A 20,752-nucleotide genomic window follows, 5' to 3' on the forward strand; every position below is an offset into this window, starting at 1 on the left:
TCGGGGCCCCGCCCGGCGAAAAAAGGGACCCCACTCGGCTCAGCGATAGCTACCGCCGAGTGGGGTGAGAATAGCTAATGCCGGGTGGGTTTTCTTGCATGTTATGCGCTCAAACCGCCTGCAGAGCCTGCAATACATCCGCTTTCAGGTCTTCGATATGCTCGATGCCGACCGAGTAGCGCACAAAATTGGGCGGAATCCCGGCTGTCCGCATCTGCTCCTCGTTCATCACTCCCCGCCACATCGCCGCAGTGTGTACCACCAGTGAATCGACCCCGCCCAGGCTGACAGCGTTCTGCGACAGTTTCAGTGCAGAAACGAAACGCTCAGTCGCGTCATACCCTCCTTTGACGGCAAAGGCGATCACCGCGCCGAAACCGCGCATTTGGCGCTTCGCCAACTCGTGTTGCGGATGGCTGGCAAGACCGGGATAATACACCCGCTCAATCTGCGGCTGCGCCTCCAGAAACTCGGCCAAGGCGAGGGCGTTGGCGTTGATGCGTTCGACCCGCATCGGAAGCGTGCGCAAACCACGCAACAGCAACCACGCGTCCATGGGCGAGAGGACAGAGCCGATGGAGATATGCGTGTGCCAAATACGCTCAGCCAACTCTTCGCTGGTGCAGATCACACCTGCAGTCAAATCGTGGTGGCCGCCCAAATATTTGGTTGCACTGTGAACGACCACATCGACGCCCAGATCATGAGGACGCTGATTGATCGGCGACGCAAACGTGTTGTCGGCCACGGTGATAATGCCGCGGGGACGGGCCAACGCCGCCACGGCCGCCAGATCGGTCACCACCAAAGTCGGATTGGCTGGCGTCTCCACCATGATGAGCTTTGTATTGGGCCGAATCGCTGCGGCAAAGGCTTCGACGTCGGCTTGCTCGACCACGGTCACTTCGACACCGAATCGCGGCAGCATCTCGTCCATGATCTTGGCGGTACTCATATAATGCCGCGTCTGTGCAATCACATGGTCGCCTGCGCTGACCAGCGCGAGAAGAGTCGTTGCAATCGCTCCCATTCCGGAGCCGGTTACCAGTGCGGTCTCTGTTCCTTCAAGCTCAGCCATCACCTTCTTGACGCGCTCGTGCACGGGATTGCCGTAACGCGTGTAATAGCGGGGATGGCGGGGAGTTTCCGCCATGTCCGCGAATTCGGCGGCATCCTGGGCACGAAACGTGGCGGAGTAATAAATCGCCGGAGCGATCGACCCATCGTTGGTCACCTCATCATCGGCGTGGATCACCAGGGTTTCATTTTGGAGTCCGCCGAGAGCCAGTTCTTGATGATGATCACGTTTATTCATACGCCGTCTCTTGCCACCTTCCATCTCATTTTCTTTGAACTTGTGACTATTATGACTATTATAAAATTAAAAAATGAGAGGGGAAACCAATTTTTCCTTCGATGCGAATACGTATTCAAAAATCATAGAAAACGTTCGGAAATTCTGCTTGCTAGCGTGACGGACGTTGTGGTAGATTTGTCAGTATCACAAGAACATACGTTGAGACTCGTATAATTTTGGGGATAAGGCCCATAAGTTTCTACCAGATGACCGTAAATCATCTGACTACGAGTGAAAGAGCGCCTAGGGTTCCGTTCTTTGCCGATCGCTTCGATCCATGTGCAGGCAAGGAAGACTGGTCCGAGCGGCGCTGGCGCTTATTCGCGCTACACCTCAGGGAGAAAAGCCCAGACGGACCCGTTTCACTTGGAGTAGGCAACAAACCAGGTGGAGGGTCTGTCTGGGCTGTTGTTTTTTTTCACATTCATCATAGGAGGAGACAAGTGTGAAAGAGCTGCAGGAGAGGATTGTTCGGGACGGAAAGGTGCTGTCCAGCCATGTTCTCAAGGTGGATTCCTTTTTGAACCACCAGGTGGACCCTGTGCTGACGATGCAGATTGGCCAGGCGTTTGCAGAGTTGTTCCGCGAAGAACGGGTGACCAAAGTGCTGACCATTGAGGCAAGCGGCATTCACTTCGCTTTGGCGACGGCGTACGCGCTGGGTATCCCGTTCATTTACGCGAAAAAGAAGAAGGCCGTGACTCTGACGGAAGATGTCTACTCGGTTCCGGTCCATTCCTTTACCCGTCAGGAGACGTACCAGATCAGCGTCTCCAAACAGTATCTGTCTGCCGAGGATCGCGTGCTGATCGTCGACGATTTTCTGGCTACAGGAGCCGCTCTCTTGGGTTTAACGAAAATCGTGGCCGATGCGGGGGCACATTTGATCGGAGTCGGTGCGGTTGTGGAAAAGAGCTTTCAGGAAGGGCGAGGACTGCTGGAACAAGCCGGTGTGCGCGTAGAGTCTCTGGCGCGCATCGCCTCCATGTCTATCGGTGAAGTAAACTTTGTCCATCAGGCTTCTGTTCACTCCTAATCCCATATACGAAAGGAAGAACACCATGCTATCCAAGCAAAAACTGTTCACGCTGGGCATGCAGCACGTGCTTGCCATGTACGCCGGCGCCGTCATTGTCCCGTTGATTATCGGCGGTGCGCTAAAGTTGACGCCGGCCCAAATTGCCTATCTGATCGCCGCTGACCTGTTCACCTGCGGGATCGCTACTCTGCTGCAGGTAATCGGCACGCGCTATACGGGCATCAAATTGCCGGTTGTTCTGGGCTGTACCTTTACCGCTGTCGGGCCGATCATCGCCATCAGCATGTCCAGCAACCTGGCAACCGCCTACGGAGCGATTATGGTCTCCGGTCTGTTCGTCGTTCTGGCGGCGCCGCTGTTCGGCAAACTCCTCCGCTTTTTCCCGACGGTTGTCCAGGGCTCGGTCGTCACCGTCATTGGGTTGTCGCTGATTCCCGTTGCCATGAACAATGCAGCCGGCGGCATGGGCAGCCCTGATTTCGGACAACCCCGCAACCTGCTTCTGGCTTTCGGTACGCTTGCCATCATCCTGTTGATCAACCGTCTGTTTACCGGATTTGTTCGCGCCATTTCTGTATTGGTCGGGTTGATCGTCGGAACGGCCGCTGCGTACGGCCTGGGGATGGTGAGCTTCGCCGGCGTGAACGAAGCGTCCTGGCTGAACATCGTCCAGCCGTTTTACTTCGGTACGCCGGAATTTAACCTTGTCGCGATTCTGACCATGATCCTCGTCAACATCATCAGCATGGTGGAGTCGACTGGCGTATACTTCGCGCTAGGCAAGGCGACGGACCAGGAAGTGACCAAATCCGACGTCGTCAAAGGACTGCGCGGCGAGGGTGTTGCCATCGTGCTGGGAGGCATTTTCAACGCCTTTCCTTATACCGCGTTCTCGCAAAATGTCGGGCTCGTCTCGTTGACACAAATCAAGTCTCGTGACGTGATGATCGCAGCCGGGGGAATCCTGGTTGTACTTGGGCTGCTGCCGAAGCTGGCGGCGCTGACCACGGTCATTCCCAACCCGGTATTGGGCGGGGCGATGATCGCCATGTTCGGCATGGTTGTCGCATCCGGCATCAACATCCTGTCCCGAGTAGATCTGCGCCAGAACGAAAACCTCTTGATCGCCGCATGCAGCATTGCGGTAGGGTTGGGTTCCGCTGCCGTGCCGCAGATGTTTGACCAACTGCCGACGATGGCCAAAATGCTTCTGCAAAACGGCATCGTCACCGGTGCCATCACAGCCGTCGCACTGAACATCCTCCTGTCGCACAGCAAGCAAAAGGTCTCCGTTCCGGTAACCGCCAACGCCGTACCGGAGGCGTAATACAGAAAGCCGATTTCCCACTGGGGAGGTCGCCTCGATAGCAAAGTCTCATAATAAGACGAAGTATCAATATGATACTCATTATCGTCTTATCATGAGACTTTTATTTTTGAGTGTGGGTTTCTTTCCGTTTGGCACAGCAATTGCTACTTATCCTCATGGAGAACAGCAGAAAGACAGGAGGATGTGAATGGTGTCGAATGGCAAAGAGATCCGCTATATAGTGAAGGATGTTCGGAGTGTCCCGTTCGGTGGGAAAGCCCTGCCATTCTTTATAACGGCGGAGGCTTGCAAACAGGCAATCATGTTTCACCAATCATTTCAGGAGTATCAGCCGACTCCGCTCGTCAAGTTGGAGCGGTTGGCCGAAGTGCTGGGCGTCGGAAGCATTTACGTAAAGGACGAATCACATCGGTTCGGCCTGAACGCGTTCAAGGTGCTGGGTGCCGCCTATGCAATGGGCAGGTATTTGTGCCAGCAGCTGGGGAAACAGCCGGAGGAAATCACGTTTGACTACCTGCGCTCGGATGAGGTAAAGCGGCAGATCGGCTCTGTCACGTTTGTCACGGCGACAGACGGCAATCACGGCAGAGCGGTGGCTTGGGCTGCACGGCAGTTTGGGCAAAAAGCGGTCGTCTATCTGCCAAAGGGGACAGCTTGCCAGCGTGTGGAGGCCATCCGCGAGACAGGGTCAGAGGCGATAGTGACGGACGTCAATTATGACGACGCGGTCCGTCTGTCCCGGCAAGCCGCCGAGGAAAACGGCTGGCAGGTGGTGCAGGACACCGCCTGGGAGGGATACACGGAAATCCCGACATGGATCATGCAGGGGTACACCACGATGGTTGCGGAAGCGATCGATCAGCTGCGGTCAGAGGCGACCGACAGGCCTACGCATGTGCTGCTGCAAGCGGGTGTAGGATCGATGGCGGGTGCAGTGCTGGGGTGTTTGGTCGATCGGTATGGATCTGACTGCCCGCGAACCGTCATCGTAGAGCCTCATGCTGCCGACTGCGTGTACCGTTCCGTCGCGATCGGGGACGGAAAACCGCATGCCGTAGAGGGCGATCTGCATACGATTATGGCGGGACTGGCGTGCGGCGAGCCCAATCCGATCGGCTGGGAGATCCTGCGCGATTATGCCGATGCCTACGTCAGCTGCCCGGATTACGTAGCCGCCAATGGCATGAGAATACTGGCCAGTCCACCGGGAAACGACAAGCGGGTCGTCAGCGGGGAGAGCGGCGCTGTCGGCATTGGCTTGCTGGCAGAGATCATGCAGCGCGGCGAATTGCAGGAGCTGAAGGAACAGCTTCAACTCGGAGCGGATTCGGTTGTCCTTTGCTTCAGTACCGAAGGGGACACTGACTCTGCACAGTACCGGGAGATCGTCTGGGAAGGCAAGCATCCGGCACCTGCTCGAACAGGAGGAGAAGGGAAATGACGTACGACATCAACCGTGACGAACTGATGCATGTCCTGCAAAACCTGATTCGCATCAACTCGGTGAATCCGTATCTGGATGAAGACGGACCGGGAGAGCGTCAAATCGCTCGCTATATAGCCGAGCGCCTGCAGGCGAGCGGGCTTTTGGTCCGTTTTCAGCCGATCAACGATACGGCGGCAAACGTCATCGGCATTCTCAACGGAACAGGCGGCGGCAAGACATTGATGCTAAACGGCCATATGGATACGGTCAGTGCAAAGCGGATGGAGATTGAACCGTTTGAACCGAGATACGAGTCGGGACGGGTGTACGGACGGGGCAGTCTGGACATGAAAGGAAGCCTCGCGGCGATGATCGCGGCGGTGGAAGCGGTCAAACGCTCGGAGATTTCCTTGACGGGGGACGTCATCCTCACCTTTGTCGCGGATGAAGAGTTTAAAAGTATCGGTACCGAGGAGTTGGTGAAGGAGTACACCGCTGATGCTGCCATCGTCTGCGAGCCGACCAACCTGGACATCGGTGTGGTGCACAAAGGGTTTGCCTGGATCAAGTGCGAGGTATTTGGAAAATCAGCTCACGGCAGCCGTCCGCAGGAAGGGGTGGATGCGATTGTCCGGGCGGGGCGGGTGCTGCGGGAAATCGAGCGTCTCTGTGAACAGCTTGGTGCAAAAGAGCATCCGATCGTAGGGCCGCCTTCCGTACACGCTTCCCTGATTGGCGGGGGAACGGAATTGTCCACCTATCCGGACTACTGCAAGCTGGAACTGGAAAGGCGAACCATCCCTGGTGAAACGGAAGCGGAGGTAATGGCGGAAATGGAAGCGATCATGAGCAGGCTGAGCGGCGAGGACGAACAGTTCCGGGCCCGGTATGAGCTCTTTTTCCTGCGGGAGCCGTTTGAGGTTTCGACGGAAGAACCGGTGTACCGGTGCCTGCACCAAGCCATTTCCAACCGGCTTCAGCGTCCGCCGAAGGTCGCCGGGTTTTCCGGATGGGCAGACTCGGCGCTGCTCCAGGGTGCGGGCATCCCTACCGTTCTGTTCGGTCCCGTGGGCGAAGGACTGCACGCCTCTTCAGAATGTGTGGAGTTTGAAAGCCTCGTCGACATGGCTCACGTCCTGGCGGAGACGATCATCGATTTCTGCCGTTGATCCCGCCTTTTGCCCCCTGTCTCCTGCGTAACGCGTATAATGGAGAGAGACACTTGGAAGAGGGGATTCGCCATGCCGCTTCTGGATATCCAAGAAACCGTGCAACAAATCGCGGAAGCAGTCGCTTCCGTCTTGAAAGTGGAAGTGGAAATCGCTGACCAACACCTGGTACGGATCGCCGGTACAGGGAGAACACAGCCGGGTATCCTGCGCACGATGGCAGGGGAGGATTTCGTCTACCAATCCTCTCTCTGCACGGGCGAACCGGTAGTGATCACCAGGCCGGGAGAGGATGAACTGTGCAGGCCGTGCGAACATTACGGCCATTGCAAGGAGACGGGAGAAATCTGCTGCCCCATCAAGGTGGATGGCAAAGGAATCGGCGTAATCGGCTTGCTGGCATTTGATCAGGCACAGCGCGACCGGTTGTTCTTAGATGTCCATTCGATTCTGAACTTTCTGCAAAAGATTGCCGAACTGATTGCCACCAAGGTAAAAGAGCACGAAATGTATCAGGAGCAGCAGCTTACGTTGAAAAAGCTGCTCGTTGTGATGGACGATTTGGACAAGGCGGTGATTACTGTCGACCAGCAGGACAGGCTGATCCAGCTGAACAACCGCGCCCGTCAGTACCTCCGTCTGCCTGACTCAGGTGAGGCGGCTGACAGACAAGCGAAGGAAGTCATCCGTACCATCAGAGAGGCGGATGCTTCGGGAGTGACTCCCAAAAAGGTGGTGCTTGCCGTCGCCGGTCAACGCAAGGAGTTCATCTTTGCCATCAAGCCGATTGACCTGGACGGAAGAACCGTTGAATGGGTCATCACCCTGGACGACGTTAATGAGGTCGTCGCGATCGCCAAACAGGTAGGGGGGCTGGAGCGGGCGAACGAATTTGACCGCATCCTGGGTAACAGTCCGGCCATCACGCAAGCCAAGGAAGTGGCGATGCGGGTTGCGCAGAGCGACTCCACCGTGCTGCTTCGGGGGGAGAGCGGAAGTGGCAAGGAGCTGTTTGCGCAAGCCATTCACCGGGCGAGCCATCGCCGCAGCGAGCCGTTTGTATCGCTAAACTGCGCCGCCATCCCCGAGCATCTGCTGGAGAGTGAACTGTTCGGCTATGAGGAGGGAGCGTTTACCGGTGCACGCAGGGGAGGGAAAAGGGGGCTGTTTGAAGCGGCGAACAAGGGAACCATTTTTCTCGATGAAATCGGCGATATGCCGATGCAGCTTCAGGCGAAGCTGTTGCGTGTGCTGCAGGAAAAACAGGTGGTGCGAATCGGCAGCGCGGGAATACCGATTTCCATCGACGTTCGGGTGATTGCCGCCACTCACCGTGACTTGGAGAAACGGGTGCAAGCAGGCTTGTTTCGGGAAGATTTGTATTACCGTTTGCACGTCATTCCGATTCACCTGCCATCGCTGCGGGAGCGGCGTGAGGACATTCTGGCGCTGGCCAATTTTTGCTTGCAGCAATCTGCTTCCGCTTTGCAAAAGCAAGTTCGGGGATTTACACCGGAGGCGCAGAATCTCCTGTTTCACTTCGACTGGCCGGGCAACGTGCGGGAACTGGCCAACGCTGTCGAGTACGCCGTCAACATGGAATCCTCTTCGCTCATCCAGGCGGACAACCTCCCCCGGAAGCTGAGGGAGAGCGTGAGAAAATGGCCCGCAGGAGACAAAGGGCCCCGTTCGACGGACACGTCGGAATTGAACCTGAAAACACTCGAGCGTCAGGCCATCGTCCAAGCGCTGCAGCTGGTGACCCGCGAAAAGAAACGAAAGGACGAGGCGGCCAAGCTGTTGGGAATCAGCCGTGCCACGCTGTTTCGCAAGTTGAAGGAGCACCAGCTGACAGAATGAATTATTCGTAAAAGACCATGTGTGTCTTCTCATCCCGATAGTACTGCAGCCGATCCTTAAGCGTACCGGTATGCAATTCAAACTTATGGCCGTCCGGATCGGTAAAGTAGACGGAGCGCTTGTCACGTTCGTCCCGATCCCGTCCCGGCAGAATGTTCACCTCGTGTTTGACCAGATGCTGCATCATTTCTTCAAAGTCAGATTCGTCCACGGAAAAGGCGATGTGTGTATAAGACTGTTGGATTTCGTTGCGGGGGATGTCTGCTTCCTCATTCAGCGCCAGCCACAACCCGTTTAAGTCAAAATAGGCCAACTTTCGGCCGCGCACCAGCAGACGGGCGCCCAGCACATCCCGATAGAAGCGGATGGATTGCTCCAGATCGGAAACGGAAAACAGCAGGTGATTGATCCCTTTCAGTTTCAACTCTCATGCTCCTCTCATCCTTTTTTCTGACACTATTGTATCGCCCACCCCAATTTCGGGACGACGGCATACCCTGAAGCAGGGGGGGTGCAGAACCATGAAAAAGGATTTGACCAAAGCCGTCAACCGAGTGGAAGAAGCGTTTTGGACCATCGTCTTTTCCGCCAGAAAACGGGTTGGAGACAGAGGCGTCCTCCTGCCCGTAAGGTTTAACTCCATGGGGAAAATTCGCCGTTTTTTGTCCAAGAGCATGTCGCCCTGCCTGGCCAGGCGCTTGATCAAAAACCTGCAGCTCCGACGGATCGGCGGGAAACTGGCAATCCCGCTCGGAGACGGAATCGGGGCGCCGCCAATTCAAAGAGTCAGGGTGCTGTCCAAATCGACGCGCTGCGCCACTGTGGCTGTCTGGTTCGCATTTGACCAGGACGACCGTTTTTCCCGCATCTACCAGCTGCGAAAAAAGCGCAGCCGTTGGATCGTCTTCGGCCGCCATCCGCTCGACTTTCCCTTCAACTGAGTTACGGGCGCAGCATCCCGCTGGCAATCCGTTCAATCGTCTGCGGCGACAGTTCATACAGGACGACCGTGTGATACGAGGGATAGAGGAACGGATCGGCGTTAAAACGTGCCAGTTCATTCGCAGGCAAGTGCACACCCGGACCAAAGCCGTCCAGCACGGCGTTCGTCACAAGCACGCGGGAAACCGAGGGGGCCCGCAGCTGCAAGGACTGGGCGAAATAGTCGAAACTGCGCAAGCGTTCCGTATCGTACTCCGGTGCGTAGTAGTCAAACAGCCGCTGCTCTTCCCACGTATAGATGATCGTACCTTCCGCGGGGAAGTGCTGCTGCACGTAGGTCACAAGCTGCAGCGCCGGCGGTGGAAAAAGATGCTGCTGCAGGACTGTCCACTGGCGCACAAGGAGAGAGACGAGCAGCAATACCGTGAGAGAATGCAGGACCAGAGCGCCAGCGGGCCCCCTCCATTTGCTTCTGACATACGCCCAGCCCCGGCCAAGCAGGAGGTACAGCCACGGGAGCAGGGGCAGCAGATGACGGGCTTTTTCGCTGTTTTGACCAAAGAAGACCCAGAGCGCATAGGGGACGACAGCCAACAGCAGAAACCAGCGGACAGACGCTTCTCCTCGACGGAAGGCGTCTGTTGCGCCCGCCCATCCCAGAACGAGGAAGGCTGCAAGAAGGCTGGCGGAAAGCCAGACAGGCAGCGGTATACCGTCGGATAAACTGCTTGCCCCAATGAGGCCGTTTACCAGCAGGCGGTCCCAGACGAGCGTTTGAAGCCGCTCCCACCATGCAGCCTCCGAGGAAAACGAAGTCCCGCCCCATTCGGTGAAATGGCCGGCTGTAAATGCTTTTCCCAGCTGCCAATAGGGGACGAGCCCGCCCTCGGTGGCGGCGGTTGGCAGCAGCCATGCGGCAAGTGCCAGCAGAAACAGACAGCCTGCGCCGACAGTCTGGAGCAGAAACGGCCCCAGCCCGCTCCGCTGCCGATACAGACGCGCCAACGGGTACAGCAGCAGCAGGCCAACGGGAAAGTAGGAGATCCGGATTCCCAGGACGATCGCAAACAATATCGCTCCCATAGATAACTCGACCAGCGGCTTTTTACTGTTCAGGGAGCACGCCAGCAACGAAACGTACAGCAGAACGGCGAACAGTCCCAGCGCTTCAGACATGGGCTGAACATGGGCAAGTCCCAGCAGGGGGCTGGTCACAAACAGCAGCACGGCAATCCAGACCGCCTGCTGATCGGGGAGCAGCCGCTTCGCCAGCGAGTAAAAGGGAATGACAGACAGACTGCCAAAGCACACGGACAGGCAGGTGAGCGCCTGCACCGGGTCTGTGGTTCCGTTTGCAAACAGGTGGGCCGTCAGAATATAGAGTGGATACCCGGGAAAATGAGGCTGCATGTGAAAAATGTCAAAGCGCTGAAGCGCGAGTGCGAAGTCGACGGCGTCCCAGCTTTCCGCGTATTGTCCGGCGAACCGGAAGCGGATTGCGAAAGCAAACAGTACGAGCGCCGACAAAAACAGCGTGTTCCGGTAACGGGTCATGATGTCCGGCAACGAACATGCCTCCTTCAAACTTGCCAAAAAAGCCGTGGATCGCCACGGCTTAACGAGTTGCGTACGGAGTCAGGCTGCAGGAGGGTTGGCTGCGCAGGCAAGATGCTTGCGCTGTGACACCGTCCGCCAGCGGATCAGGAAGAAGACCACTACATAGTACAGCCAGTAAAAAACGAATTCTTCCACGGACGGATTATGCGTATAGCCCAGCAAGGCCTTCAGGAAAATGCCAACGTCTCCGGAGAACACCGGCTTCTCGCCGTAATCGCGAATGTAGTGCTCCTCGTCGACAGGATGCTCCGGCAGGATGGAGGCCAAGTTGTAAAGTTCGCCCACCTCACCGGCTGGCGTACGGTAGATGCTGCCCACCAGCCCCAAGTCCTGCATCACCCCGATGCCCTGTGCGAACAAGCCGGCGGCAATGATTACAATCATCACCTTGGTGACGGTAAAGAAGGTGCGGAGCGACATTTTTTTGCTGCTGTTGAAGAAAAAGTAGGCGAGGACACCGGCCAACACCAGTCCGGCCAAGGCCCCCCAGCTGGTCAGCGCCTTTTGAATATCGCCGCCGCTGATCGCCGCAAAGAAGAAGACGGTTTCCACTCCTTCCCGCAAGGTGACGAGAAAGGAGTGCACGATCAGATTGGCGACGCTGCCTGCCGTCAAGATTTTGTCCAGCTTCTCCTGCATGTCGCCGCGGATATCCTTTTGCTGTCCCGACATCCAGACGGCCATGTGCGTCAACAGCAGGGAAGAGACAAACAGCATTCCGATTCGCATATAGTTTTCACTCGCCATCATGCGAAAATCGGTCAATACCACTTGGAACAGGAGGGCAACCAGAAAGCTGGCGACCAAAGCCAGAGCAGAGCCGAACCACACCCATTTGTTCCATTTTTGCGCCCCTACCCGGTTCAGATAGGTAACAATGATGCCGATAATCAACAGGGCTTCAAACGCTTCCCGCAGGGTGATCAGAAACGCCTGCAAATCCACCTGTATCTCCTCCAAACATGTGCTAAGACCTCTCTAAGTAAAGAGAGGTCATTCCATCATGCAAATTTGTAAAGCTGGTTTAGTTCAGAACGATGACAGTCTTGTTTGCCGCGTCGAAGAACACTTTTTGACCAAGCACCTGGGATACGGCACGGAGCGGGATGAAGGTGCGTCCGTTTTTGATCAGAGCCGGTTGATCAAAGGTGTACTCCAGCTTTTTGCCGTCCTTGTTGATTTCCCTGGAACCGATCAGAAAGTCGATGGTTGCACCGTCTTTTTCAATCACGATCTTCATTTGCGTACCGACTTTCACTGCGTCAATCTTTCCGCCAAGCGCTTCCGCGAGGGCACGTGCCGGAACCAGTGTGCGTCCGTTTTTGATAAAGGAAGGAACGTCGATTTTCACGGTCTTGCCGTTTACCAGCAGAGTGGAGTCGCCCGCCTTGAAAGAAATGCCGTTCAGCGCGCTCAGCGCTTTCAATACGGGCATGATGCGGGCGGTGGCAGCGGCCTTGTCAGCTGCCTGTACGGCTTCGAAATACTTCTGTGCGTCCATGGTGAGGGCGGCATAGGCGTCTTTGCCCAGTTTTTCAGTCAGCAGCACTTCCATGACCGACAGGAACATGTTGCCTTCCATCGCTTGTTCCATTGCTTTCTCGTGATTGGCCTTTACGGACCAATCAGCGGTCAGCACTTTATCGACGTAGCCGGAGAGCTTGGCGGTCAGCGTTTTGAGGAACGCTTCCTTGATTGCGGCTTCGCTCAGTTTGGACACGTCGCCGGACTCAAAAGCGGCCTTGATCGCGTCAGCGGAAGCCTTGTGGCCGCCGGACATGGAATTGTAGATCGGCAGGTAGAAGAAGTAGCCCTCCGTCAAACCTACTTTGGCGTCTTCCGGCTTTGTTTTCGCGAGCTCGGGAACTTTTTTCGCGTAGGTGATGTTCGCCAGGTGGAACGTTTTAATCAAGGTTTTGTCAAACATTTGACGAGTGATGTTGTACTGGAGCACGTCCCCTTTTTCCACCGATTCCAACAGCTTTGGAATGATGATGGCATCAAGCTGCTCCTGCATGCTTGTGCTGAAAGAGGCATCGCGTTTGCCTACGGTAGCCTGCAGAGAGCCTGCGTACAGTTCAATGGCCTGCTCAAGTGCAGCGCGGGCGGCGTCCTTTTTGCCTTGCGTGAGCGCGTCTTTGGCCACGACCTTGGTCAGGTTGGTGATCTCTGCGTAAAAGTAGCCCTGGAGGCCTTTGTCAACCGCTTGCTTTGCTTGCAGTGCAGAGTATTTGCCTGCGGCGGCGCCGTCCAATACAGCGATGATCAACGCGTCCGTATCAGGTATCAACGCTTGTACCTTCGCCTGGAAGCTGGTTATGTAAGCCGCTTTTACTTTTGCGATGTCCACGGTTTGGGCTTCAAACAGCTTCTTGATATCAGCAAACGCTTGTATGTCTGCCTTTTGCACGGACGTATCAGCCGTCAGTTTGAATGCTGCGGCTATAGCAGGTTGGCTCGAAGCAGTATCCGCATAAGCGGCAATCGGACTAAGCAGCATGGCAGCGGCAATCGAGGCGACAACAAATTTTTTCATGGTTGAATTTCACTCCTTGGTTTATAGATGAATGGTTAGATAAGTCCTTTTCGTTTGGCAATCCAAAAGGCTGCGCCGACGGCGATGGCCAGTCCGCCGATGACGGAGAGGGTGACCAACGGGTTCACCTTTGTCGCGACAGTTTGTTCTGCTGCCGGTTGAGCAGATGCGGCAGAAGACTGCTGCGAGCTTGTGTCCGACTGAGCGGGGCTTGACTTCATAGAAGCCGGCGGTGTTTCGCTTTGTGCCACAGCCGCAGGCGTCGGACTGGCGGCAGTCTGTCCGGCTGCAGTGGATGTATCCGGCTGTTTATCTCCGGAAGCTGGGGTTGCCGAGCTGTTGGAAGCTGCCGAAGCTGGTTTGGCTGTCCCTGTCTGCCGAGGAGTCGACTGAGGCGCCTGTGCAGCTGGCTTGGAGCTTGTCGCAGTCGCCGGAGCAGCGGTTGATGCTGACGGTTTGGCCGATTGTCCCTGCGGCGCGGTGCTCTTGCTTGGTGTGGGCTCTGCAGCCGGTCCCGGATTTGCCGACTTCAGCTGAAATAACGGTTTCAAGGCAGAACGGATCAATGCGGTCTGTTTTACAAACTCGTTTTTGTCGGAGGGAACGGTACCCACTCCGAACAGTCCGGGGTTCCCCAAAGCCTTCAGTGCATGGTCAAATGCGGTGTAGGCGGTTTTTGATGCGTGATCGCTGAGGTAGGGCGCCAGCACGTCGAGTGTTCCTCTTCCTTTTGCCAGAAGCAGCTTGGCCTTGGCGTAGTCACCAAACTGCTTTTCCGCATTGTCGAGACGGCGGTCTATGTTCATCACCAGCACTGCCTTGTAGTTATGTAAAGCAAGCTCCTTTTGCTTATTCGCAAAGTTTGCTTCCAGCTGCTGTGCCGTCTTGTCGCCAAACTCCAGAGCGATCTCCTTTTTGCGGCTGACAAACGCCTGATAGGCGCCGTTCCAATCCGCCGGGTTTTTTTGCAGCTTTGCGGCTATCTCTTTGTACGTCTCCGCCAATTCCTCCTTATTGGGATCGCCGTAGGAGTATGCGAAAGCCGAGGAGGGCAGCAGAAGCACAAGCACAAGCGCCAGCATAAGGCGTACGAACATCAGGATCCTCCTTCTCGCATAAATGATAATCATTATCAAATACCGGCCACTATTAATGATAAAGGCGGAAAGGAATTCCGTCAATAAGGATTTTCATTCTCACTCTCATTCTCATCTCACACCTATAACCGGAAAGTTCCGAATGTATCCTTTTTTTATTCTTTTTTCATGTTTGTGTGGTACACTGACAAAAAATTCTTGATCAGGGGTCGATGCACGTGTGGAAATGGATTCTAGCCCTTTTGGCAGCGTCGTTTGTGGCTGCGGTAACGTCAGCGGGATACTGGGTGTACAAACAAGTCGATGAAAAGCAGCAGGTGTCGGTGGAACGGCTGCAAAAATTTAAAAATCGCAAACCGCGGAATGACCTTCCTCATATCGGTTATCTGGCGCCGAAATTTGAGCTGCCTGCCGAGAACAACCAGACAGTTGGCCTCAACGGTCCGCATCACCAGCCAACCCTGGTCGTGTTTTGGTCCTCCTGGAGCTCACACTGCCAAAAAGAACTGGTACTGTTGGATGAGCTGTATCGCCAGAACGGAAAAAATCTCCGCTTTTACCTTGTGAACGACACAACCAATGACGATCCAAAGGAAGCGGAGCAGCTTCTTTTGGGCAAGTCCCTGAAACAAAGCGTGCTGTATGACCGGGATGGGAAAGTCGTGGAGGACTACGGCATTGAAGTGTACCCGACAGCCTTTCTTGTGGGAACGGACGGGAAGATTAAAGACCGCTGGGTGGGTACGCTGACGCTGGACGAATGGAAGGAAAAGCTGGTTAATTTGGAACTCTCAAAAAAATAATTGACGAACACCTGAGTGAGCATGTAAGATACTGCTAAATAAATTCGAGCGAAGAACTCGGAATTAAATAGATACTCTTATCGAGAGCAGGCTGAGGGACTGGCCCGATGAAGCCCGGCAACCGACCGTTTTCAGTGTTTTCACTGATAAGGCACGGTGCTAACTCCTGCAGGAAACGATTCCTGAGAGATGAGAGAGGTGTCCCTTTGAATAAAGAAGCCTCTTTCCTCTGGGAAAGGGGTATTTATTTTTTCTCCGGTCGTTCTTCCGCCAGAAGAATCTTTTTGGGGGAATCAACCATGTTCAAAAAAGGAGTAAGTCTGATCGTCATCAGTACCGTTTTGCTGACAGGCTGCACCAACGAACAGCCGCCTGCACCTACTGCGCAACCGACACAACAGCCTGCTTCCCAGCCGGCGGCAACGGCTCCGCAGCAACCGGCCAACACAGCGCCGGCATCGGCCAAGGCCTCTGTGGCGATACCAAGTGCCGTGGACAAAAAATTAAAAATCGCGCTGGTCAGCGAATTTTCCATCGGAACGTTTTCCGCTCAGTATCTGCAGGGCGTAAAGGATCAGGTAGGCAAGTTTGGCGGGGAAGTGATCGTCTACAACGCTGACGGCGACCTCGCCAAAATGGCGGCCCATCTCGATACCGCGATCAACCAAAAAGTGGACGGCATCCTCATTAATCACGGCCGGGCCGAAGCGCTGCAAGACGGCGTGGAACGTGCCGTAAAGGCAGGAATCCCCGTTGTTTCCTTTGACAACGATCTGGATCAGATAGAGGGTGTAACGGTGATTGACCAGGACGACTACAGCCTCGCCTGGCAGGGATTGAAAAACCTGGCGCAATCCATCGACGGCAAAGGGAACATCGTCTACATCTGGGTGGGCGGTTTCGCACCGATGGAGAAACGCAACCGCGTATACGAGATCTTCCTGAAGCGTTACCCCAACATCAAGGAGATTGCCCGCTTCGGCTCCGCTACGCCGAATACCGCACTGGACACGCAAGCGCAGATGGATGCGATCTTGAAAAAATATCCGAACAAAGGTGACATTGCGGCAGTTTGGGCTCCGTGGGACGAGTTTGCCAAAGGAGCGGTTCGCGCCATCAAGGCAGCCGGCCGCACGGAGATCAAGGTATTTGGAATCGATCTTTCCGACGAAGACCTGCAGATGATTCAAGAAAAAGAAAGTCCGTGGAAAGCGTCCGCCGCAACCGATCCAGCCGACATCGGACGGGTGCAGACCCGTTTTCTCTATCAAAAGATCGCGGGTGAGCCGACACCGAAGTACTTCTCGCTTGATCCGCACCTGGTAGCCAAAGAAAAGCTGCCTGATACACCGATAAACATGACGCAGCTGGGTGAATACGTGGATGGCTGGGGCAGAAGTGACGCCGCCGTCTCTTCGTGGATGCCGGCTCTGGAAAGCAAAGCAAAACAATAGATGAACCGTTGGGAGGAGGAAGAAGCATGACGGCCTCCGTACTGGAAATGAAGCAAATTGGCAAAAGCTACGGCGGAGTTGAGGCCCTTCGCGGAGTCGACTTTACTGTGCGGGGCGGGGAGGTTCACGCCATTCTTGGCGCAAACGGCGCGGGAAAAAGCACGTTGATGAAGATTCTCTCCGGCGCCGAGCAGGCAAGCAGTGGATCCGTATTCATCAATGGCCGGGAAGTGAGCATCAACAGTCCGCGGGGAGCGAAGCAGGCCGGCATTCATCTGGTTCAGCAGGAGGTGGACACCGGTCTGATCCCTTACCTGAGCGTGGCGGAAAATATCATGTTGGACCACAGCGCAGCTCAAAAGCGAGTGTGGTTTTCCCCGCGCCGGACGGTCGTACAGGCGGAAGAAATCGTGCGCCGGTGCGGGTTTTCCCTGCCTCTTAAGGCCACAGCAGAGGAGCTGACGCTGGCAGAAAAACAGCTCGTTCTTCTGGCTCGGGCGATCGTCCAGGACGTTCGGTTCGTCATCTTCGACGAGCCGACCGCTCCGCTCAGCCTGTCGGAAACGGAGGCCCTGTTCACGCTGATGGAAGCGTTAAAGGTAAAAGGGCTGGGTATTGTCTACATTTCCCACCGACTGCCAGAGGTATTTCGCATTGCCGACCGGATTACCGTGCTGCGAGACGGTCGTAAGGTTTGGGAGCGGGAGCGGGCGTCAACAGATGCTGACCAGGTGATTGCCGCCATGCTGGGCAGAAGCTTTGCAGAGGAGTTTCCCAAGGAGAAGGTGCCGATTGGCGATGTGATTTTTGAGGCCAAGCAGGTTCACGTCGGGCAAAAGGTAAAACGGTTTGACATCCGGCTGCGAGCGGGGGAGATCGTCGCGGTTGTGGGATTGGTGGGTGCGGGTAAAACGGAAGTCTCCCGCGCCCTGTTTGCGGCGGATCGCAAAGACGGCGGCGCCATTTTTGTCAGGGGCCGGGAAGTTCTCTGCCGCAGTCCGCTGGATTCCGTTCAGGCGGGCATCGTTCTGGTTCCGGAAGAGAGACGTCAGCAAGGAATTTTCGTGGAAGAATCGGTTAAGGACAATCTCACTCTGGCCAATTTGCACAGCTACACGACGTGCGGTTTCGTGAAAGCGCCCGAGGAAGAGAAGGCGGCACAGTCCATGGTAGACCGACTCGGGATCAAAACGGCCGGTCTTCAGCTGCAGGTGGGGCGCCTCTCCGGCGGCAACCAGCAAAAAGTGGCGATTGGCAAATGGCTGCTTACCGATGCCAGTGTGTTTTTGTTCGACGAACCGACCAAGGGAGTCGACGTCGGAGCGAAACAGGACATCTTCCGCCTCATTCAGCAGTTGGCCAAGGAACAAAAAGGCATTCTTTACTTTACCAGCGAAATCGATGAGGCATTAAACGTAGCCGACCGGGTCGTCGCCATGGAGGACGGACGAATCGTGAAAGAGTGGGACCGTTTTGAATGGACGAACGGATCGGTAACGGCTGAGACCGTGATGTACTATATAAGTGGGGGGAATCGCAATGGAAGCTGTTCTCCAGCATGAGAAAGCGAAACCGTCTAGAGGGTCGGTCTTGCAGCGGTACGGATCGCTGTTGGCCATCCTGGGCGTCATCCTGTTTTTCAGCATTGTCAATGAAAACTTTTTAAGCTATGCCAACTTGGCGGATATTTTGCGCTCGATCTCCATCGTCACACTGGTGGCGATCGGCGTCACGTTTTCACTGATCGTGGGGGGATTTGACCTGTCAGTCGGATCCGCAGTAAGCGTCTCCACGGTCCTTTCCGCCTCGTTGATGGTCTGGTACCGGCAGGAACTGCTTGTCGCCATTGTCGTTCCGCTTCTGGTCGGTTTGTTGATCGGTTTGGTCAACGCGTTTCTGGTCGTCAAGGTCCGGATTCCCGACATTTTGGCGACACTGGTTACCCTGTATGTGTTTCAGGGAATCCATCTCAGCTATACAAAGGGCTTTTCCATCTACAACAACATGCCGTTGACAGACGGATCGTCGGCGCCAGGCATCATTATTCCTTCGTTCTTGTTTATCGGCCAGGGTAAACTGTGGGGTGTACCGGTTCCCGTCATTTTAATGGTATTGGCGATTCTGATCGTCCATGTGTTTCTCACTTACACCCGGTACGGTCGATTCCTGTATGTGACCGGCGGCAACCTGGAAGCGGCCCGTCTCTCCGGCATTCCCGTTAACCGTTATCGCACCTTGGCCTATCTGTTGTCCGCACTGTTTGCTTCCATCGGCGGCATCGTACTGGCGGCGCGTATCGGAACAGGGCAGGTGATGGCCGGTGCCCCGTTGTTGATGGATGCGGTCGCTGCCGCGTTTATCGGCTTTTCCATCTTCGGTCAGGGCAAACCCAATGCGTTTGGTACCTTTTGCGGTGCCATCCTGATGGGGGTGCTGATGAACGGGCTGACGATGCTGAACGTGCCGTACTACGCGCAAGACATCGTAAAAGGCTTGGTGCTGGCAGGCGCTCTGACGCTGACCTACCTGCCCAAGTGGCGAAAAACCAGTTAACCTGTTGCAGCTCCCGGTGAACATTGCGGGGGCTGTTTTCTTTTGTTTGGGGGATGCTATCGGAACGGAGGTGATCGCATGCGCAGCCGAAAGTGGTTATCCGGAATGCTGGCGGCCGTTATCTTATGGGGACAAGGAGAAACGCTTGTACTGGCGGATGAACAAAAGCAGCGATTGGAATACCGACGGGCTGAACTGGTGAATCGGCTGGAGCGGGCTGCCCGCTTTATTTTGCAACAGCAAAACGTCGATGGCGCGATGGATGAATCCGGGTTCATCAACACCGATTCCAACATGCTGTATGCCTTGATGGGATTGATCGCCGCATACGATCGCACGAAGCGAACGAACTACCTGGCGGCTGCAGAACGCGGCTGCCGCTGGTTGATGAAGGTGCAAACACCCGAGGGTGACTGGTATTTATCCTATCAGAAAAAGGGAGACATGTATCTGCCGGCGCTGCCTGAAAGCTATCGTGAGTTCGCTGCGATTCGCGGGGTGGATACGACGATGGCTCTTTTTATCCACGTGGCGAATGAAATAAGCAAACGAACAGGAGACCACGCACTGCGAGAACAACTGCGTGAGTCGTCGAAGCGCGCCTATCAGTTCCTGCTTACCTATAACCTTGATCCGGTGGACGGTCTGTTTTGGAGTTCGTATCAATTGAAAGGGGAACAAACGGCTTGGACGCTTTCAGACTTCCAGCCGTATCGGGTCAAGTACGCCGCCGATAATGCGGAGACGTATATCGGTTTGCTTGCTGCCGCTGAGATGTTCGGGGATAAAGAGGCGAAACTTCGCGCCGAACGTTTGAAAAAGCAGTTCATCCGGTTCTATGACAAGAAGGAGAGATTGTACGCCGTTATGCTGGACGCCTCCGGAAAAACGGAGATGCGACCGGCTTATGCACGGTGGTTTGCCAACGGGTGGTCGGCGTATTTGCTGCGGGAACCGTCGCTGTTTACTCTTTCCCGTGCGGTTATGGCAGAGAAAATGAATGATGACGGACGATTTCGCCAGTGGGAGGGAACGTACACCCTGTCCACCCTTTGCTTTTTACTGGCCGAGCAAGTCTATCGAGTGGGCAGTACGAAAATTCGTCAGGCGGAAGCGTATCTGTATTCGATGCAGCAGCCAAACGGCGGGCTAGCCGATGAAGCCATGCACACCAGTACCTACGTAAATCTGGCCGGCCTGTACCTGTTATACTTGGCGAAAGAGTTGGAGCAGCAGCTTTCATATGGAAAATATTTCAGGTTGCAGAGGTTGTTCAATACGTGCTATGATCCTTTTTGTCGCTTCGAGAGCAGCGGAAACATATAAAAAATTTCCTCTTGAATTCTCGGAAGCAACCTGATATAGTATTGAATTGTCGCCGCTGAGTCGGTGATAGTGAGAGTGAAAAAGTTAATGCTCTTTGAAAACTGAACAGCGAAGCGTTTTAAATAGCCAAGCAAACATGTTTGAACCTTGATCAATTTCTTTCTACCTTTATTGGAGAGTTTGATCCTGGCTCAGGACGAACGCTGGCGGCGTGCCTAATACATGCAAGTCGAGCGAGTCCCT

The 20,752-nt window shown here is 55.2% G+C and carries 17 protein-coding genes, 1 rRNA gene and 2 riboswitches; of the genes, 12 read left to right on the forward strand and 6 right to left on the reverse strand.

Annotated features, from left to right (window positions below; all coding sequences use genetic code 11):
• Nucleotides 1–109: 109 nt before the first annotated feature.
• Nucleotides 110–1,315 (reverse strand): trans-sulfuration enzyme family protein, encoded by a 1,206-nt coding sequence (locus tag ACE99V_RS18100; protein WP_400492641.1) that lies wholly within the window; start codon nt 1,313–1,315, stop codon nt 110–112.
• 188 nt (nt 1,316–1,503) lie between these two features.
• Nucleotides 1,504–1,605, forward strand: a riboswitch (purine riboswitch).
• A gap of 197 nt (nt 1,606–1,802) precedes the next feature.
• Between ACE99V_RS18100 and ACE99V_RS18105 the strand changes: the two genes are divergently transcribed.
• The 5 genes from ACE99V_RS18105 to ACE99V_RS18125 all read left to right on the forward strand — a co-directional run bounded on the left by ACE99V_RS18105 (nt 1,803) and on the right by ACE99V_RS18125 (nt 8,181).
• The gene (locus ACE99V_RS18105) at nt 1,803–2,393 is read left to right on the forward strand and encodes a xanthine phosphoribosyltransferase (RefSeq protein ID WP_400492642.1); all 591 of its coding nucleotides are present in this window, start codon (nt 1,803–1,805) and stop codon (nt 2,391–2,393) included.
• A 25-nt stretch (nt 2,394–2,418) separates the two neighbouring features.
• Nucleotides 2,419–3,723, forward strand: coding sequence for a nucleobase:cation symporter-2 family protein (locus tag ACE99V_RS18110; RefSeq protein ID WP_400492643.1), 1,305 nt, complete (start codon nt 2,419–2,421; stop codon nt 3,721–3,723).
• A gap of 190 nt (nt 3,724–3,913) precedes the next feature.
• Nucleotides 3,914–5,167 (forward strand): diaminopropionate ammonia-lyase, encoded by a 1,254-nt coding sequence (dpaL, locus tag ACE99V_RS18115; protein ID WP_400492644.1) that lies wholly within the window; start codon nt 3,914–3,916, stop codon nt 5,165–5,167.
• Nucleotides 5,164–6,321: an ArgE/DapE family deacylase gene (locus tag ACE99V_RS18120; RefSeq protein ID WP_400492645.1), complete on the forward strand. Its 1,158-nt coding sequence runs from the start codon at nt 5,164–5,166 to the stop codon at nt 6,319–6,321. Before dpaL ends, ACE99V_RS18120 begins: the two co-directional genes overlap by 4 nt.
• A gap of 72 nt (nt 6,322–6,393) precedes the next feature.
• Nucleotides 6,394–8,181: a sigma 54-interacting transcriptional regulator gene (locus ACE99V_RS18125; RefSeq protein ID WP_400492646.1), complete on the forward strand. Its 1,788-nt coding sequence runs from the start codon at nt 6,394–6,396 to the stop codon at nt 8,179–8,181.
• Between the two features lies 1 nt (nt 8,182).
• Here the strand turns inward: ACE99V_RS18125 and fosB are convergent, their stop codons facing one another.
• A complete protein-coding gene (gene fosB, locus ACE99V_RS18130; RefSeq protein WP_400492647.1) occupies nt 8,183–8,605 on the reverse strand; it encodes a metallothiol transferase FosB in 423 nt (140 codons plus the stop codon).
• A gap of 97 nt (nt 8,606–8,702) precedes the next feature.
• Between fosB and ACE99V_RS18135 the strand changes: the two genes are divergently transcribed.
• Nucleotides 8,703–9,122, forward strand: a complete 420-nt coding sequence (locus ACE99V_RS18135; RefSeq protein WP_400492648.1) for a hypothetical protein — start codon at nt 8,703–8,705, stop codon at nt 9,120–9,122.
• Between the two features lies 1 nt (nt 9,123).
• On the opposite strand, the gene ACE99V_RS18140 is transcribed toward ACE99V_RS18135, so the two are convergent.
• The 4 genes from ACE99V_RS18140 to ACE99V_RS18155 all read right to left on the reverse strand — a co-directional run bounded on the left by ACE99V_RS18140 (nt 9,124) and on the right by ACE99V_RS18155 (nt 14,373).
• Nucleotides 9,124–10,689: a hypothetical protein gene (locus tag ACE99V_RS18140; RefSeq protein ID WP_400492650.1), complete on the reverse strand. Its 1,566-nt coding sequence runs from the start codon at nt 10,687–10,689 to the stop codon at nt 9,124–9,126.
• 69 nt (nt 10,690–10,758) lie between these two features.
• The gene (locus ACE99V_RS18145; protein ID WP_400492651.1) at nt 10,759–11,685 is read right to left on the reverse strand and encodes an FTR1 family iron permease; all 927 of its coding nucleotides are present in this window, start codon (nt 11,683–11,685) and stop codon (nt 10,759–10,761) included.
• 79 nt (nt 11,686–11,764) lie between these two features.
• Nucleotides 11,765–13,276 (reverse strand): copper amine oxidase N-terminal domain-containing protein, encoded by a 1,512-nt coding sequence (locus tag ACE99V_RS18150; protein ID WP_400492652.1) that lies wholly within the window; start codon nt 13,274–13,276, stop codon nt 11,765–11,767.
• 35 nt (nt 13,277–13,311) lie between these two features.
• Nucleotides 13,312–14,373: a hypothetical protein gene (locus ACE99V_RS18155; protein WP_400492653.1), complete on the reverse strand. Its 1,062-nt coding sequence runs from the start codon at nt 14,371–14,373 to the stop codon at nt 13,312–13,314.
• A 218-nt stretch (nt 14,374–14,591) separates the two neighbouring features.
• On the opposite strand from ACE99V_RS18155, the gene ACE99V_RS18160 reads away from it, so the two are divergent.
• The 6 genes from ACE99V_RS18160 to ACE99V_RS18185 all read left to right on the forward strand — a co-directional run.
• Nucleotides 14,592–15,176 carry a TlpA family protein disulfide reductase gene (locus ACE99V_RS18160; RefSeq protein WP_400492654.1) on the forward strand — a complete coding sequence of 195 codons (585 nt, stop codon included), beginning with the start codon at nt 14,592–14,594 and terminating at the stop codon, nt 15,174–15,176.
• A 74-nt stretch (nt 15,177–15,250) separates the two neighbouring features.
• Nucleotides 15,251–15,372, forward strand: a riboswitch (SAM riboswitch).
• A 103-nt stretch (nt 15,373–15,475) separates the two neighbouring features.
• Nucleotides 15,476–16,630, forward strand: coding sequence for a substrate-binding domain-containing protein (locus ACE99V_RS18165; RefSeq protein WP_400492655.1), 1,155 nt, complete (start codon nt 15,476–15,478; stop codon nt 16,628–16,630).
• A gap of 26 nt (nt 16,631–16,656) precedes the next feature.
• Nucleotides 16,657–18,192: a sugar ABC transporter ATP-binding protein gene (locus ACE99V_RS18170; RefSeq protein WP_400492656.1), complete on the forward strand. Its 1,536-nt coding sequence runs from the start codon at nt 16,657–16,659 to the stop codon at nt 18,190–18,192.
• Nucleotides 18,170–19,183 (forward strand): ABC transporter permease, encoded by a 1,014-nt coding sequence (locus tag ACE99V_RS18175; protein WP_400492657.1) that lies wholly within the window; start codon nt 18,170–18,172, stop codon nt 19,181–19,183. The genes ACE99V_RS18170 and ACE99V_RS18175 overlap by 23 nt, the downstream gene beginning before the upstream one ends.
• A 78-nt stretch (nt 19,184–19,261) precedes the next feature.
• Nucleotides 19,262–20,509 (forward strand): pectate lyase, encoded by a 1,248-nt coding sequence (locus ACE99V_RS18180; protein ID WP_400492658.1) that lies wholly within the window; start codon nt 19,262–19,264, stop codon nt 20,507–20,509.
• Nucleotides 20,510–20,677: 168 nt separating this feature from the next.
• Nucleotides 20,678–20,752, forward strand: a 16S ribosomal RNA gene (locus ACE99V_RS18185); the annotation flags it as partial.

The sequence above is a fragment of the Brevibacillus soli genome (assembly GCF_044759095.2).
GTDB lineage: Bacteria > Bacillota > Bacilli > Brevibacillales > Brevibacillaceae > JBIYSM02.

Bases quoted from the DNA above. Each gene is read 5' to 3' on its own strand.
- ACE99V_RS18100 (WP_400492641.1), bottom strand. From the start codon at position 1,315: ATGAATAAACGTGATCATCATCAAGAACTGGCTCTCGGCGGACTCCAA.
- ACE99V_RS18110 (WP_400492643.1), top strand. From the start codon at position 2,419: ATGCTATCCAAGCAAAAACTGTTCACGCTGGGCATGCAGCACGTGCTT.
- dpaL (WP_400492644.1), top strand. From the start codon at position 3,914: ATGGTGTCGAATGGCAAAGAGATCCGCTATATAGTGAAGGATGTTCGG.
- ACE99V_RS18120 (WP_400492645.1), top strand. From the start codon at position 5,164: ATGACGTACGACATCAACCGTGACGAACTGATGCATGTCCTGCAAAAC.
- ACE99V_RS18125 (WP_400492646.1), top strand. From the start codon at position 6,394: ATGCCGCTTCTGGATATCCAAGAAACCGTGCAACAAATCGCGGAAGCA.
- ACE99V_RS18135 (WP_400492648.1), top strand. From the start codon at position 8,703: ATGAAAAAGGATTTGACCAAAGCCGTCAACCGAGTGGAAGAAGCGTTT.
- ACE99V_RS18150 (WP_400492652.1), bottom strand. From the start codon at position 13,276: ATGAAAAAATTTGTTGTCGCCTCGATTGCCGCTGCCATGCTGCTTAGT.
- ACE99V_RS18155 (WP_400492653.1), bottom strand. From the start codon at position 14,373: ATGTTCGTACGCCTTATGCTGGCGCTTGTGCTTGTGCTTCTGCTGCCC.
- ACE99V_RS18165 (WP_400492655.1), top strand. From the start codon at position 15,476: ATGTTCAAAAAAGGAGTAAGTCTGATCGTCATCAGTACCGTTTTGCTG.
- ACE99V_RS18170 (WP_400492656.1), top strand. From the start codon at position 16,657: ATGACGGCCTCCGTACTGGAAATGAAGCAAATTGGCAAAAGCTACGGC.
- ACE99V_RS18175 (WP_400492657.1), top strand. From the start codon at position 18,170: ATGGAAGCTGTTCTCCAGCATGAGAAAGCGAAACCGTCTAGAGGGTCG.
- ACE99V_RS18180 (WP_400492658.1), top strand. From the start codon at position 19,262: ATGCGCAGCCGAAAGTGGTTATCCGGAATGCTGGCGGCCGTTATCTTA.